The sequence below is a fragment of the Pyxidicoccus xibeiensis genome, from assembly GCF_024198175.1.
Taxonomy (GTDB): Bacteria; Myxococcota; Myxococcia; order Myxococcales; family Myxococcaceae; genus Myxococcus; species Myxococcus xibeiensis.
Genome location: NZ_JAJVKV010000010.1, coordinates 126,007 through 139,314, shown reverse-complemented (window position 1 = coordinate 139,314; position 13,308 = coordinate 126,007). Strand labels below are relative to the sequence as shown.

Annotated in this window: 11 protein-coding genes and 1 other RNA gene; 6 read left to right on the top strand and 6 right to left on the bottom strand. The window is 70.4% G+C overall.

All coding sequences use genetic code 11. The annotated features are described in order from the left end of the window. Positions 1 to 39: 39 nt before the first annotated feature. From LXT23_RS34975 to ssrS, 5 genes are all read right to left on the bottom strand, one after another. On the bottom strand, positions 40 to 1,287 hold the full coding sequence (locus tag LXT23_RS34975; protein ID WP_253984736.1) for an EndoU domain-containing protein: 1,248 nt from the start codon (positions 1,285 to 1,287) through the stop codon (positions 40 to 42). 188 nt (positions 1,288 to 1,475) lie between these two features. Beyond that, positions 1,476 to 2,747 carry a tyrosine--tRNA ligase gene (gene tyrS, locus LXT23_RS34970; protein WP_253984735.1) on the bottom strand — a complete coding sequence of 424 codons (1,272 nt, stop codon included), beginning with the start codon at positions 2,745 to 2,747 and terminating at the stop codon, positions 1,476 to 1,478. 48 nt (positions 2,748 to 2,795) lie between these two features. After that, positions 2,796 to 3,584 carry a TIGR00282 family metallophosphoesterase gene (locus tag LXT23_RS34965; protein ID WP_253984734.1) on the bottom strand — a complete coding sequence of 263 codons (789 nt, stop codon included), beginning with the start codon at positions 3,582 to 3,584 and terminating at the stop codon, positions 2,796 to 2,798. Next, entirely contained in the window at positions 3,581 to 4,204 is a 624-nt protein-coding gene (locus tag LXT23_RS34960; protein WP_253984733.1) for a 5-formyltetrahydrofolate cyclo-ligase, read from the bottom strand. The genes LXT23_RS34965 and LXT23_RS34960 overlap by 4 nt, the downstream gene beginning before the upstream one ends. Positions 4,205 to 4,223: 19 nt before the next feature. Beyond that, positions 4,224 to 4,418, bottom strand: a non-coding RNA gene (gene ssrS, locus LXT23_RS50900) — 6S RNA. A 238-nt stretch (positions 4,419 to 4,656) separates the two neighbouring features. Between ssrS and LXT23_RS34955 the strand changes: the two genes are divergently transcribed. From LXT23_RS34955 to LXT23_RS34935, 5 genes are all read left to right on the top strand, one after another. Beyond that, a complete protein-coding gene (locus LXT23_RS34955) occupies positions 4,657 to 5,532 on the top strand; it encodes a hypothetical protein (RefSeq protein ID WP_253984732.1) in 876 nt (291 codons plus the stop codon). Then, positions 5,529 to 6,554 carry a serine/threonine-protein kinase gene (locus tag LXT23_RS34950; RefSeq protein ID WP_253984731.1) on the top strand — a complete coding sequence of 342 codons (1,026 nt, stop codon included), beginning with the start codon at positions 5,529 to 5,531 and terminating at the stop codon, positions 6,552 to 6,554. The genes LXT23_RS34955 and LXT23_RS34950 overlap by 4 nt, the downstream gene beginning before the upstream one ends. A 127-nt stretch (positions 6,555 to 6,681) precedes the next feature. Beyond that, complete coding sequence (locus LXT23_RS34945) at positions 6,682 to 6,861, top strand: hypothetical protein (RefSeq protein ID WP_253984730.1); 180 nt, start codon at positions 6,682 to 6,684, stop codon at positions 6,859 to 6,861. A 235-nt stretch (positions 6,862 to 7,096) separates the two neighbouring features. Then, positions 7,097 to 8,608, top strand: coding sequence for an ATPase domain-containing protein (locus LXT23_RS34940; RefSeq protein ID WP_253984729.1), 1,512 nt, complete (start codon positions 7,097 to 7,099; stop codon positions 8,606 to 8,608). Beyond that, positions 8,605 to 9,687: an ATP-binding response regulator gene (locus LXT23_RS34935; RefSeq protein ID WP_253984728.1), complete on the top strand. Its 1,083-nt coding sequence runs from the start codon at positions 8,605 to 8,607 to the stop codon at positions 9,685 to 9,687. Before LXT23_RS34940 ends, LXT23_RS34935 begins: the two co-directional genes overlap by 4 nt. A gap of 44 nt (positions 9,688 to 9,731) precedes the next feature. Here LXT23_RS34935 and LXT23_RS34930 read toward each other — a convergent pair whose 3' ends face one another. Beyond that, entirely contained in the window at positions 9,732 to 11,276 is a 1,545-nt protein-coding gene (locus tag LXT23_RS34930) for a right-handed parallel beta-helix repeat-containing protein (protein WP_253984727.1), read from the bottom strand. Positions 11,277 to 11,623: 347 nt separating this feature from the next. Here LXT23_RS34930 and LXT23_RS34925 point away from each other — a divergent pair, with 347 nt between their 5' ends. After that, positions 11,624 to 13,240, top strand: a complete 1,617-nt coding sequence (locus tag LXT23_RS34925) for a DUF4397 domain-containing protein (protein WP_253984726.1) — start codon at positions 11,624 to 11,626, stop codon at positions 13,238 to 13,240. The last annotated feature ends 68 nt before the right edge of the window (positions 13,241 to 13,308 follow it).

Sequence of the window (13,308 nt, the reverse complement as noted above, 5' to 3'; positions counted from 1 at the left end):
GAAGGTGGCCGTGCGACGGGCGCGCGGCCACCTCCGGCGTCAGTCCCCGCAGGTGGCCTGCTCGTCGGTGGGGTAGAGCGTGGCGATGCCGTAGGTGCCGTTGCGCGTGCCGCACCAGACGCGCCAGTTCGTCCCGCCCAGGTCCGGCGCGGAGTACACGCCGCCTTCCTTCTTCCCCCCGCCTCGCGAGCAGCAACTGGCGAAGGCCCGCGTGCCGATGGCCACCAGGCCCACCGCGTCCGGCGAGCGCGAGAAGCCGCCAATCTTCTTCTCCCCGCAGGACCACGGCGCCACGCCACGGAACTTGATGAGGTACTGGTCGCCCTTCTGCGCGCTGCCGCCGCGTGCCGGGCCGCCGTAGCAGAGCTTCCCCTCCGCCTCGAGCTGCGCGTAGCGGGGCAGGAAGTGCAGCCCGCCGATGGGGCCGCGCTGCCAGTCGTCCCCGCAGAACACGTGCGTGAAGGCGTTGCGCGGGCCGGTGCTCACCCACAGGCTGGTGAGCCACTCGAGGTTGCCCTGCCGCGAGCCCGGCCGGCCCGCGACGGACAGAGCCGTCTGGATGCGCGAGTCGTTGTAGTGCTTGGAGAAGAAGCGCTGCACGTCCCCCGCGCTCACGCTCACGTCCGGACGCGCCGGGCACAAGTCCAGCACCTCGCGGTCCATCGGCGAAAGAGCGGGCAGCTTCCCGAAGAGCGGCTTCGTCTCACACGTCGTCGAGCAGCCCGTGGCCGGCGTCCAGTCCGCGCGCGCCTGCGCCCCGCGTGACGACACGAACTCCACACCCGAGGCCGCCTGCGCCACGGCCGGCTGCGCACGCCCCTCGTCCGCGGGTGCCTTCCCGCTGGCCGGCTGCGCGCGACCCGCATTCGAAGCCGGCGCCTGCACGACGACGGCCTGCGTCTGCTCCTCGTCCGGAGCCTCCTCCGACAGGCGGGCGAAGCGGGCCTGCTGCTCCTCCTTGCCGCGTGCCTGCTGCTCGGAGTTCCTCCGGTCCGCCGCCGCCAGCGCCGCCGCGTCCGGAGCCCGGGGCGCCGCGGCCTCCGGAGCGCCCTCGCACAGCACCCAGCCCTCGGCGCCGGACGGGCCCTGCAGCTTGCACCACGCCCGGCTGGGGCCGCCCTTCTTCAGCAGCGGGTACGACGTGTCCGGCTCCACCGTGAAGACGACCCGCTGGGACTCGGGCTGCTCCACCGCGTCCACGCGGCTCTCGGAGACGAAGGCCCCCGGGCCCGCCAGGGCGGGGAGGGTGGCCAGCAGCAGGGCAAGGCAGGGGAGGGGAAGACGCATGGCGGCCGGGAGTCTACAGCAGTCCCCTGCTGCCCTCGGAACGAGGCAGGGGCCGCTGAGGTCACCACCTGGGACGGCCGCCAGGGCCCGCCATTCAACCGGGCAGGCAGGCACGGGGGGAGGCCCCCTTCGAGCCACGGGAGGCCGGCGCAAGGACACCGCCGGCCTTCACCCTCGGGCTCGAAGGCTCAGGACAGCTTCAGCAGCACGGAGTTCGGCTTGTCCGTGCGGGCCTTGCCCACGGAGATGGTGTACTCGCCCGCCCCCAGCTCCGCCTTCACGTCCTGCACCTTCTCGCCATTCACGCGCACGCTGCCCTGGGCCAGCGCCTCGCGGGCCTTGGTGCCGGACGCCACCAGCTTCGTCTCTGGCAGCAGCTTGAAGAGGGGCACCTTCTCCGCGTCGCCGAGCGACACGGTGATGACCTCCAGGCTCGCCTGCGGCGCCTGCTTCTTGAGGTTGTCCCAGGCCTCCACCGCCTTGCGGCCACCCTCCTCGCCGTGGAAGCGCACCGCCATCTCCCGGGCGAAGTCCTTCTTCACCGTCATCGGGTGCAGCTCGCCGCCCTGCACCCTGGCGCGGATGTCGGCCAGCTCCGCCCGCGGCTTCGCGGACAGCAGCTCCAGGTAGCGCCACATCAGGTCGTCGGTGATGCTCATCAGCTTGCCGAAGATGGTCTCCGGCGGCTCGTCCACGCCCACGTAGTTGTCCAGGCTCTTGGACATCTTGTCGCCGACGATCTTCCCGTCCACCAGCTTCGCGTTCAGCCCCTCGAGGATGGGGCCCGTCATGATGACCTGCGGCTCCAGCCCCTCCTCCTTCATGAGCTGGCGGCCCACGAGCAGGTTGAAGAGCTGATCCGTCGCGCCCAGCTCCACGTCCGACTTGAGCGCCACCGAGTCGTAGCCCTGCAGGAGCGGGTAGAGGAACTCGTGGATGGAGATGGAGACGTTGTCCCGGAAGCGCTTCTTGAAGTCGTCGCGCTCCAGAATGCGCTGCACCGAGTAGCGCGCGGCCAGGCGGATCATCCCCTCCGTGCCCAGCGCGTCCAGCCAGGTGGAGTTGAAGCGCACCAGCGTCTTGTCCGGGTCCAACACCTTGAAGACCTGCTGCTTGTACGTCTCCGCGTTGGCCTTCACCTCGTCGCGCGTCAGCGCCGGACGGGTGGCGTTGCGCCCCGTCGGGTCACCGATGAGCCCCGTGAAGTCGCCGATGAGGAAGACCACCGTGTGGCCGAAGTCCTGGAAGCGCCGCATGCGCGTGAGCAGCAGCGAGTGGCCGATGTGCAGATCCGGCCGGCTGGGGTCGAACCCCGCCTTGATGACCAGGGGCTTGCCCGAGTCATACGAGCGCTGGAGCTTCTTCTTCAGCTCCTCGGGCACCTGGATGTCCACGGTGCCTCGGGTGACTTCTTCGAACTGCTCCTCGGGGGTCGCCTTGCGCAGCGCGTCCGTGTTCATGGCGCCGGCAACTTAGCCCCAAAAGCGACGCCTGTCGGCGCATATCCGCTAGGTGCCCGGCAGGCGGTGGCGCACCCGCTCGATGCTCCGCGCCCGGCCCGTGGTGTCGTCGATGTCGATGACCACGCCCTGGAGGTACACCAGCTTCTCCGCCACCTCGTAGGGGGCCTTCTCCCCGAGGAAGCGCGCCAGCGACGTCTCCTTCTTCATGCCGATGACGGAGTCCAGCGGGCCACACATGCCCACGTCGGTGATGAAGGCCGTGCCGCCGGGCAGCAGCCGCTCATCCGCCGTCTGCACGTGCGTGTGCGTGCCCACCACCGCGGACACCCGGCCATCCAGGTGCACGCCCATGGCGTTCTTCTCGCTGCTGGCCTCGCAGTGCATGTCCACCAGGATGCAGGGTGTCTGCTTGCGCAGCTCCTCCACCAGCGGCAGCACCACCTCGAAGGGGCTGGCCTCCATGCGCATGAAGACGCGGCCCTCCAGGTTGATGACTCCCAGGGCGCGCCCGTCCGGGAGCTTCACCAGGCCGTGGCCCTTGCCCGGCGTGCCCTTGGGGTAGTTGGCCGGCCGCAGGAGCAGGTCCGGATGCGCCGTCACCCAGGGCAGGATGGCCTTCTTCGAATAGAAGTGGTTCCCGCTCGTCAGCAGCTTCACGCCGCTGTCGAGCAGGAACGTCGCCGATTCGGCGCTGATGCCCGCACCGCCCTCGCTGTTCTCCGCGTTGGCGACACACAGGTCCACCGAGTGCTCGGAGACCAGTCTGGGCAGGAGTGCGCGGACCGCCTGGAGTCCCGGGCGGCCCACGACATCTCCCATGAAGAGAACCTTCACGTATCCAGGAATTCCGGGTCGCGGTACAGACCGCGCAGCGACTCGGACTCCGTCACGATGAGGTCCATGTCCACGTCGTCACCCGTCGTGGGCAGCACCTGGACGACCTGGTCATTGAAAGCCAGACCGACGCGGCGGCTGCGCTGGCTGGCCGCGCGAAGGGTGGCGTCGTAGTAGCCGCCTCCGCGCCCCAGCCGCTTGCCGTCCCGGGTGAAGCCCAGGCCCGGCACCACGAACAGGTCGATGTTCTCCACCGAGATGAGATCCGATGAGTTGCTGGGCTCACGCACCCCCAGCCGCCCCGGCTCCAGCTCGCTCTCCGATTTGATGGCCCTGAAGGACAGGATGCGTCCGTGCACGTGGGACAGCGGATAGCAGACGATTTTGTCGTCCTGCAGAGCCGCAATCAGGATGTCCCGCGTAGGCACCTCGCCCCGGATGGGGGCGTAGAGAGCCACCGTTCTCGCCTTCTGATAATACGTGGTTGCCAGAAACCGAGACTGAACCTTGAGACCTCGCGTGTCGATGATGTCCGGCGTCATCGCCTTGCGACGCGCCGTCAGCTCCTCACGCAGGGTCTGCTTCCTCGCCGCCGCCTCTTCCACCACCGTCTCGCTCACCGCCGCCACTCCACAGAAAAAGTCCCCCGCCGCATGGCCGTGTGCCCAGCGTCCATTGAACCCACTGAAAGCCAGGTGGGAACCGAAATCATGCCGCCGCAGGCTTCCCTCATCCCCGTGAGGGGGAGGGCTTGCACAAAGCGACCGAAACGGACCCCGGAATGGACGTATCGGTTCGAATTTCTGCTGGGCATCACGCGCCCCGCAGGGGACAGCCCTTGTAACAAAGCTCCAGTGCTACCAAGTCCTCGAATCTATTGGGAAAACCCGTAAGAGTCTGGGGAAATGATAAGGATGGGGGCCGGCTGGGTCAAGGCTTCCTCGTGCGTTTACAAGGCAGCCTCACGACCCCTATGATGAAGGCAACCCCGCACATGCCGCCCGCGCATTCAAACAAGGGTCTCGCGACGATTCTTTCCGTCGTCTCCGCCCTCGCATGGGCGGGGCCGACCGTGTCCGGCCCCTACCTGTCGGATGCCTACGGGCAGGTCGAGTTCCGCATGGAGGGCGAGCGCGTCATCGGCACCGGCACCGGCGGGGCGTGTGGGTTCAAGTCCGATACCCGGCTGATCTCCGGGGAGTTCCAGGACAACGTGCTGGTGGGTACGGTGCTGCTGTGCCAGGTGGGCCCGGAGTGTGAGGCGCGCGTCGAGTACCCCATGCTGGCCCTCTTCAACCCTCAAGACAGGGTGCTGAGCGCGCTGGTGCGGCTGGCGCCGGGCTGCGGCTCCAGCGCGCTGAAGGGCGGCTCGCTGCTGATCCTCAGGGCCACGTCGCCCCTGCCGGACGCCCGGGAGGCCGCGGCCCCGGCCGCTGACGAAGCCGAGCCGCTGGAGGTCGACGCGCCGCCCGCCCCGGAGACGATGACGGGCTCGGTGGTGCAGGCGCGCGGGCGCCTGCCGGACGCGTCCTCCGAAGGGGGCTCGCGGCAGCCGGCGGCGGGCGAGTCGAAGGCCGCGCAGGCCGTCGTGCAGGGCGTGGTGGAGCGCGACGCGCGCAGCCCCTCGGCGATGGTGGGGCTGGCGGCCAGCCAGCTCAGCAAGAACGACATCGAAGGCGCGCTGAGGTCGCTGGGCTCGGTGAAGTCGTCCACCCGCCCCGACGTGCACCTGTGGACGGCCTACGCGCACCACCGCGAGGGCACCAACCATGGCCGGTGCCGCGAGTCGCTGCGCAGGGCCATGGAGCTGGGGTGGGCGCCGAGGAACCGGCCCGCCGAGGCCGTGCCGGAGCGGGCCCTGCACGAGGAGATCCGGTCGCTGATGCAGCAGGGCCGCAAGAGGGCCGCCAGCCGCGAGCCGACAGGATCCGGAAGCACGAGCCCGTGACCCAGCCGCCCTCTGCGCCCAAGGCCATCCGCGTCTTCGGCAACTATGAAATCCTCTCCGTGCTCGGAAAGGGCGGCATGGCGGAGGTGTACCGCGCCCGGGTGCGCACCGGTCCCCGCGAGGGGTGGACGGTGGCGCTCAAGCGGCTGTTGCCGGCGCTGACGAGAGATCCGCAGTCGGTGGCGCTCTTCGCGCGCGAGGCGCAGCTGTCCAAGCAGCTGCACCACCCCAACATCGTCACGGTGCTGGATGCCGGTGAGTTGGAGGGCATCTACTTCATCGTGATGGAGCTGGTGGACGGGAGGGACCTGGGGCAGATCCTCCGCCGCTGCAAGGTGCGCGGCATCCCCCTGCCGCTGGACTTCGCGGTGTACCTGGGCAAGGTGCTGCTGGAGGCGCTCGCGTACGCGCACACCGCCACCGGCCCCCAGGGAGAGCGGCTGGGCATCGTCCACTGCGACGTGTCCCCCTCCAACCTCTTCATCTCCCGGGTGGGGGAGATCAAGCTGGGCGACTTCGGGGTGTCGCGCGTGCTGGTGGACGGCAAGCTCCAGGGCGGCGAGGTGCTGGGCAAGCCCTACTACCTGTCCCCCGAGTCGCTGCTCGGCGAGGTGAACCCCGAGGCCGACCTGTGGGCCGCCACGGTGGTGCTCTACGAGCTGCTGACGCTGGAGCGGCCCTTCCTCGGCGGCTCGCCGGACGAGGTCTTCGCCGCCATCTGGTCCCGCCAGTACCGGCCGCTGCGCGAGCTGCGCCCGGAGGTGCCCGAGGCCCTGGAGGCGGTGGTGGACCGCGCCTTCTCCGCCAGGCCCGAGGACCGCTTCCCCTCGGCGGAGGAGTTCGCCCAGGCCCTGACGCCCCACTATGACGAGCGCGTGGGGACGCCGCTGGCCATCGCCGCCGTGGTGCGAGGCCTCTTCGGCGCGAGCGATGACGTGCCCGCCTCCTCCAATGGTGGCCCCGCGGGCAATGGTGGCCCCGCGGGCGGCGCGCCTACGACGCCGGGCTCGCGCGCGGGCTGAGGCTTCGACTCCGGAAAGGGAGGCGGCGCCTCGCCCGCCTGCCCGGTGCCGGGGTGCCGGCCCCTTCCGCCAGGCGTGCGGATGACGACATTTCCTCTCGCGCGTGACGCGCGAGGGGAGGAGAGCGATGGCCACCGAGCCCAAGCAGCCACAGTCGGAGCAGGACGCGCCCGAGCGCGGGACGCAGGACGAGGAGACGCCCCGGGCGCCCTCCAAGGCCGACGAGGTGCGAGAGGACGGCATGCCCGGCTACGGCCAGCCCGATGAGCAGGTGCGCGAGAAATCCCTGCCCGAGCAGAAGTGGTAGGCGCCCGAGCCCTCCAGGCCCTGGCCTGACTGTCGGGCATCGAGCATCCAGCAGCCCCCGGGGGCAGAGAATGGGGGAGGCGCGCTTGGCGTCCCTCCCTCGGCTTGTTAACTCCCGGGCAGGGCCTGCGGCATTCCGCGCCCCTGTGTTTTTGCGCGTCCTCTTGCGAGTGGCAGAGCCCCGCGCGTGGCCTTTCGCCGCTCGATGGACACAGAACTGAATGGATAGCAGCCGGATGGGGTCGCTCTTCGAAACGGGCATCCCCAGCTTCGACATGCTCCTGGGCGGTGGCATCCCCAGACGCCAGGCCGTCATCGTGACGGGAGACCCTGGCTGCGGGAAGACCGTCCTGTGCAGCCAGGTAGCCTTCCTCGCGGCGGCGCGGGGACTGCCGGTGGTGGTGGCCACCGTCACCTCGGAACCTCACGACAAGCTGATGGGGGAGCTGGCCGGCTTCTCCTTCTTCCAGGGGGAGCTGCTCGACGAGCGGCTCTTCGTGATGAGCGCCTACTCCACCCTGAAGCAGGGGGCCCGGGAGACGCGCGACCTGCTCGTGCAGACGGTCCGCAAGCGGGGCGCGAAGCTGCTCTTCATCGACGGGCTTCGCGCCATCCGGGACCTCTGGCAGGACGAGGCGAGGCTGCGCGAGTTCCTCTATGAGCTGGGCATCGGCCTGGCGGCGGCGGACTGCGTCGGCATGTTCACCACGGAGTACCCCCTGGAGAAGCTGCTCGCGCTCCCGGAGGCCACCACCGTGGACGGCATCGTCTCGCTGTCCGTCAACAAGCGCGGGGGGCGCCGCATGCGCCGCGTGGAGGTGGTGAAGCTGCGCGGCCGGCCGCACCTGTCCGGCGAGCACCTGATGCGCATCGACGAGGAGGGGGTGAGGTTCATCCCCCGGCTGGAGGCACGGCCGCTGGAGCTGACGGACGAGGCGCCGCCGGAGCGCCGCGCCAGCTTCGGGCTGCCGGAACTGGACGTGCTGATGGGGGGCGGCCTGCCCGTGCACAGCACCACCATGATTGCCGGCGGCATGGGCATCGGGAAGACGCTGCTCGCCGCGCACTTCGCGGTGGAGGGGGCGCGCCACTCGGAGCGCTCGCTCTTCGTCTCCTTCTTCGACTCGCCGGCGTCCCTCATGAACCGGGCGCGGCGCATCGGGCTGGACATGACGCCCCACGTGCAGAACGGCCTCATCACCTACCAGTTCGTGCCGCCCGGGGAGGCGGAGGCGGACCTCGTCGTGGACGGCATCCTCGAGACGGTGGCGCGGCTGGGGGTGACTCGGCTGGTCATCGACGGCCTCACCGCGCTGGAGGAGTCCATCAGCGACTCGGACCGGCGGCGCACCTTCCTGGCCGCGCTCGCCCTGCGCCTGCGCCTGGCGGGCGTGACGTCCCTCTTCACGCGCGAGGTGCCGAAGCTGGCGGGCACCGAGCTGGACTTCAGCGACGCGCCCATCGCCATCCTGGGAGAGAACCTGCTGCTGCTGCGCCACGTGGAGCTGCGCGGGCGCATCCACCGCATCCTTTCGGTGCTCAAGATGCGTGACAGCAAGTACGACAACGAACTGCGGGAGTTCGAGATTGCCGACTCGGGCATGAAGGTGCTCTCACCGGTGCGCTCCGCCGAGGGGCTCTTGACGGGCCAGGCCCGGCCGATTGGCTCGTCCGTCGGCGCCGTGATGCAGAGCGCGGTGTCCGCCGCCGGGCATCCGGGCCGCACCCAGGGCGGGACGGTGGAATGAGCCTCGTTCTCATCGCGGAGGACGAGGAGGCGCTGCTCGAGGTCTTCGCCGAGGTGGTGGAGGCGCTCGGACACCGCGCCGTGCGGGCGCACAACGGCGAGGAGGCGCTGACGCTGGCGCGCACCGAGCCGCCGGACCTGGTGGTCAGCGACCACATGATGCCGCGGCGCACGGGCGTGGAGCTGCTGCGGGCGCTGCGCGCCGAGCCGCACCTGGCGGCCGTCCCCTTCGTGCTGCTGAGCGCGGCGCGGCCCGCGGGACGGGAGGAGGCGAACACCTTCCTGCCCAAGCCCGTGGACCTGTCCGTCTTCGAGGAGGCCATCTCCACGGCGCTCCAGTCGCGCCCGCCCGCGCCCGAGCAGGACCGCGGAAGCCGCGCGGTGAGCAACCTGAGGTCCTCGGTCGGCGCGATGCGCGAGGAGGTGCTCCACTGGGTGGCCCACGAGCTGAAGACGCCGCTGAGCTCGGCGCGGCTCAACGCGCAGGTCCTGCTGCGCAAGGTGGCGCACCGGGGCGCGGAGGACGAGTGCCGGTCCGCCGAGGCGGTGCTCCGCCAGCTGGACCGGATGAACGGGCTCATCACCTCCATCCTCGACGCGGGCCGCCTGTCCGAGGGGAGGGTGGAGCTGCGGACCGCCTACTGCGACCTCATCCCGTTCCTGCGGGAGCTGGTCCAGGAGTGGCGCGAGCTGGAGCCGCACATGGAGTTCATGCTGACGGGCGCCCACGAGCCGCTGATGGTGCCGTTCGACGCCGAGCGGCTGCGGCAGGTGCTCAACAACCTGCTCTCCAACGCGGTGAAGTACTGCGGCGAGCGGCGGCGGGTGGAGCTGGGCGTGTCACCCAGCCCGGGGCAGGCCGTCATCCACGTGAGGGACTGGGGCGTGGGCATCTCCGCGTCGCAGCTGCCCAGCATCTTCGACCGCTTCCGCAGGGCGGATGACGACCCGAGCCGGGGGCACGGCCTGGGGCTGTTCATCGCCTCGGCGCTGACGAAGCTGCACGGCGGCTCGCTGTCGGTGCGCTCCTCGCTGGGCGAGGGCTCCACGTTCTACCTCCGGCTGCCGCTGCGGCGCTGAGCGCGGACGCACGCCTCATGAGCGTGCGTCCGCGGCACCCTTCCTCACGGCAGCCGCCGCGAGCCCTGCTCCAGGCCGAACCCGCGCAGCGCGCGCTGCCACTTCGCGAAGTCGTCCGTCTGGGGCCCTCCCGTGGCGTCGAACCGGCCCACCCCGTGGTAGCGGTTGTCGTCCAGCTCGAGCCCGGAGATGTCCCCGCGCGCGCCCAGCTTGACGAACCGGTCCATGCGGCGCAGGACGTTGCCCTTCACCACGAGCCCGGAGACCGCGAGGTAGTCCGCCCCCAGGTAGAGGCCGACATCCGCCACCTTCTCGAGCGTGTTGCCGAGGATGCTCAGGTCGGTGCCCTTCACGATGCGGATGCCCTGGCCGTTCATGACGGGGTCGTCCCGGATGTCGCTGATGTGGTTGCCCTTCAGCACCACGTTCCGGGGATGGTCCTTCTGCGAAGTCCCTCCGACGGAGATGCCTCGGCCCGCCCTGGCGATGCGGTTGTTCACGGCGTGGATGTTGTTCGCGTCCTGGTGGATGACCACCGCCTCCGCGGCGGAGGTGCCCTTCTGCCAGGGGAAGCTCTTGTCCGCGGGGAAGTCGTAGATGGCGTTCCCCCGGATGTAGACGTGGTCGCAGCTCTTGATGTCGACCCCGTTCTCACCGCTGTCATGCAGCCGGTTGCGCTCGATGAAGACGCCGTGGGGCCGGCTCCCGTTCGCGTGGCACTGCACCGCGTCGCCCGAGTTGCCGTGGATGTCGTTGTCGATGATGAAGACGAGCTCCGAGCCGTCCTTCACCAGCACGCCGTGGGAGTCCTCGTCCTGCTTGGAGAAGTCGTGAATCTCGTTGTGGCCGATGAGGACGTACTTCGCCTGGTCGAGGATGACGCCCCCGCCCGCGCTGCCTGAGTGGACCTTGGAGTCGAGGAGCTGCGAGCAGTCCGTGTTCGACTCGAAGAGCGCCGCGACGTACGGCTTGCCGTCGACGTCCAGCTCGACGTCCTGGACGACCCAGTACGGCTTCGCCACGACCAGCAGGTTGCCCTCATCCTCCGCGGGCATGAGGAGCTTCGTCTGGTTCTTCGGCGCCCCTCGCAGGACGATGGGTTCTTCCCGGGTGCCCGCGCGGACGTCCTTGCCGCTGAGGACGACGCGCTCCTCATAGGTGCCCTGGAGGACCTGGATGACGTTGCCCGGCCGGGCCGCCTTCACCGCGGCGCTGATGGTGGAGTAGGGGTTGCCCTGGGAGCCTCGGGCCGCCTTGCGGGCGCCCCTGGCCGGCTTGCCGACGTACAGCGTCTTGCCCGTGGCCTCCTCCGGGGTGGGGCAGCGGTCTCGGAAGAGGAGCTCGGCGCCGCGAGGGTTGCCCCGGGAGGGCCCGATGGCCAGCTCTTCTTCCTCTTCCACTTCGTTCTCGAAGACCTGCTCGTCCGGGTGTCCCTGCTCCGGTGTGTCGTCGCGCACCACCGGGTCCTGCCCGTCGGGGGACATTCCCTCGTTCTGGGACGGCTCGGGGCCGCATGCGAGCACGAGCCCACAGAGGAGTGCCGCGCAGGGCACCCGGAAGAACTCCACTCCTCGCAGAGGCTTCGACATCACTTCCCCCCTTTGCATCGCGGCGACCGGCCGCATCCGCGAAGCTCGCCACCCGGGCTGCCATCATCAAGTGCCCGCCATGCAGGGAGGCGGGTGGCGGAGTCGCGAGCGCCAGGCCCCGCCTCACCGCGGGCCGGGGGCAACGCCCACTGCAGTACGGCCCGCCGGGCCGCCCTCCACCCCCGCACCGGGATGAGGGGACACTGCGCGACAGTGTCCCGCTTCCCAGGGGGTGTCCCGCCAGGAGAGCCGGCTGCTTCCCTCTGCCCCGCCACGTCGCCACCTCCGTCACGCGGGGCCGCCGCACGCCGCAGATGGATGGCACGCCCGCAAAGGGAGGCAGAGCGATGAGTCAGAGAAAACGGAGCATCTCCACGCTGCTGTTGTCGCTTGCTGTCGCGTGCGCCGCCGCGACGAGCTGCGACGACGAGGGTGCTGGCACGGGCCTGCCCTCGGGCGCGCCGCCCCTGGAGGCCCCGGGCATGGGGCTGTCCGTCGTGCGCGTCCTCCATGCCTCGCCGGACCTGCCGACGGTGGACATCTATGTAGACGACGAGACCTCGCCGCTCTTCTCCGATGTGAGCTACGGGGACGCCACCGAATACGCGTCCATTCCCGGCAGGGACCACGTGCTGCACTTCCGGACCGCGCAAGGCAACGCGAGGTCGGCGCCGCTCTTCAGCAGCCAGTCCCTGTCGCTTCCCATGGCCGCTGCCACCAGCCTGGTGGCCACGGGGCTGTACGAGGAGACCACCCACGACAAGGCCCTGCGCGTCATCCCCGTGGCCGGCTCGCTGCAGACCGTGGCCCCCGGGAAGGTGCGCGTGCACGTGCTCCACGGCGGCGTGGACGCCTCCACGCTGGAGCTCGATGTCGACGGGGATGATGAGGCCGACATCACGGGACTGGACCGCTTCGAGGACTCGGGGGAGGACGGCCTGGAGGTGCCGGCGGGCGTGGTCGTTCGCATCCAGGTGACGACCGACGACCCGGCCATTCCGCTGACGTCCTTCACGCTTCCTCCCCAGCCCGCGGGCAGCGAGGTGCTCGTGGTCGTCACGGGGCTGCTGGGTGTGGCGCCCCGGCTTCCCACCGGGTTCTCGCTCGTCACGGCGAATGAGGAGGGCTCCCTGGACCGTGTCCTCCAGGACGCCGTGGTGTACCTGCTGAACACCGTGTCGGACCTGGAGCAGGTGGATATCTTCCTGGACAGCAAGGAGCGGGTGGACTCGCTCGCGTTCGGCGCGCTGTCGGACCGCATCCAGGTGAGCCCCGCGGCCCGCTCGGTGGACATCTTCGCCGGCACGCCCACCGGCAGCCGCCCCGGAGGCACGGCGCTGGTGAGCCAGCCCACCTCCGGACTGAAGGCGGGTGAGCAGTACCTGCTCGTCATCGCCGGGCCCGTGCCGCCACCGGGCGGAGGCAGTCCCGGTTACCGGCTGCTGTCCTTCGCGGAGGCCTTCGATGCGGACCCGGATCGGCTCCGGATGCGGCTGATTCACGCGGCGCCGGGCCTGCGCGCGGTGGACATGGGGCCCCTGGACGCGGAAGAGGAGCTTCCCGCTCTGGCGGCCGCCGAGGACCTGCCCTTCACCCAGGCCACCGACCCCGAGGGGCTGGCGCTGCCTCCCGTCGAGTTCACGCTCGGCCTGCGGCTGTCGGAGGAGCCGGACGCGCTCCTCGGCACGTTCTTCGTCGGTCCGGGCCCCCTGCTCAGCGCGGGGGTGTTCGCCGTGCTCGCCGAGGATGGCGACGAGCGGCACCTCCTGCTGGTGAGCACCTCCCGCTCCCCATGGACGGTCCAGGACATCGTCGAGGGGGAGGAGGAGCCGGTGGTCGAGGAGCCGGGCAGTGGAGGCTCAGGAGGCGGAGGCGGGTGGAGCACTCCTCCTCCGTCGAACGACGGCTGGAAGCTTCCGCGGCTGCCACCGGCCCCGGCGGTGCCGTCACTGCCCAGGAACTAGACGTCGGCAGGACGCCTCCAGCGCGCGGCGAAGCCGGGCCGCCGCTGGAGGCCCACGTCCTCGTGGGG

Coding starts and splice junctions, on each gene's coding strand:
- tyrS (WP_253984735.1), bottom strand. CDS start 2,747: ATGAACACGGACGCGCTGCGCAAGGCGACCCCCGAGGAGCAGTTCGAA.
- LXT23_RS34945 (WP_253984730.1), top strand. CDS start 6,682: ATGGCCACCGAGCCCAAGCAGCCACAGTCGGAGCAGGACGCGCCCGAG.
- LXT23_RS34935 (WP_253984728.1), top strand. CDS start 8,605: ATGAGCCTCGTTCTCATCGCGGAGGACGAGGAGGCGCTGCTCGAGGTC.
- LXT23_RS34930 (WP_253984727.1), bottom strand. CDS start 11,276: ATGTCGAAGCCTCTGCGAGGAGTGGAGTTCTTCCGGGTGCCCTGCGCG.
- LXT23_RS34975 (WP_253984736.1), bottom strand. CDS start 1,287: ATGCGTCTTCCCCTCCCCTGCCTTGCCCTGCTGCTGGCCACCCTCCCC.
- LXT23_RS34940 (WP_253984729.1), top strand. CDS start 7,097: ATGGGGTCGCTCTTCGAAACGGGCATCCCCAGCTTCGACATGCTCCTG.
- LXT23_RS34925 (WP_253984726.1), top strand. CDS start 11,624: ATGAGTCAGAGAAAACGGAGCATCTCCACGCTGCTGTTGTCGCTTGCT.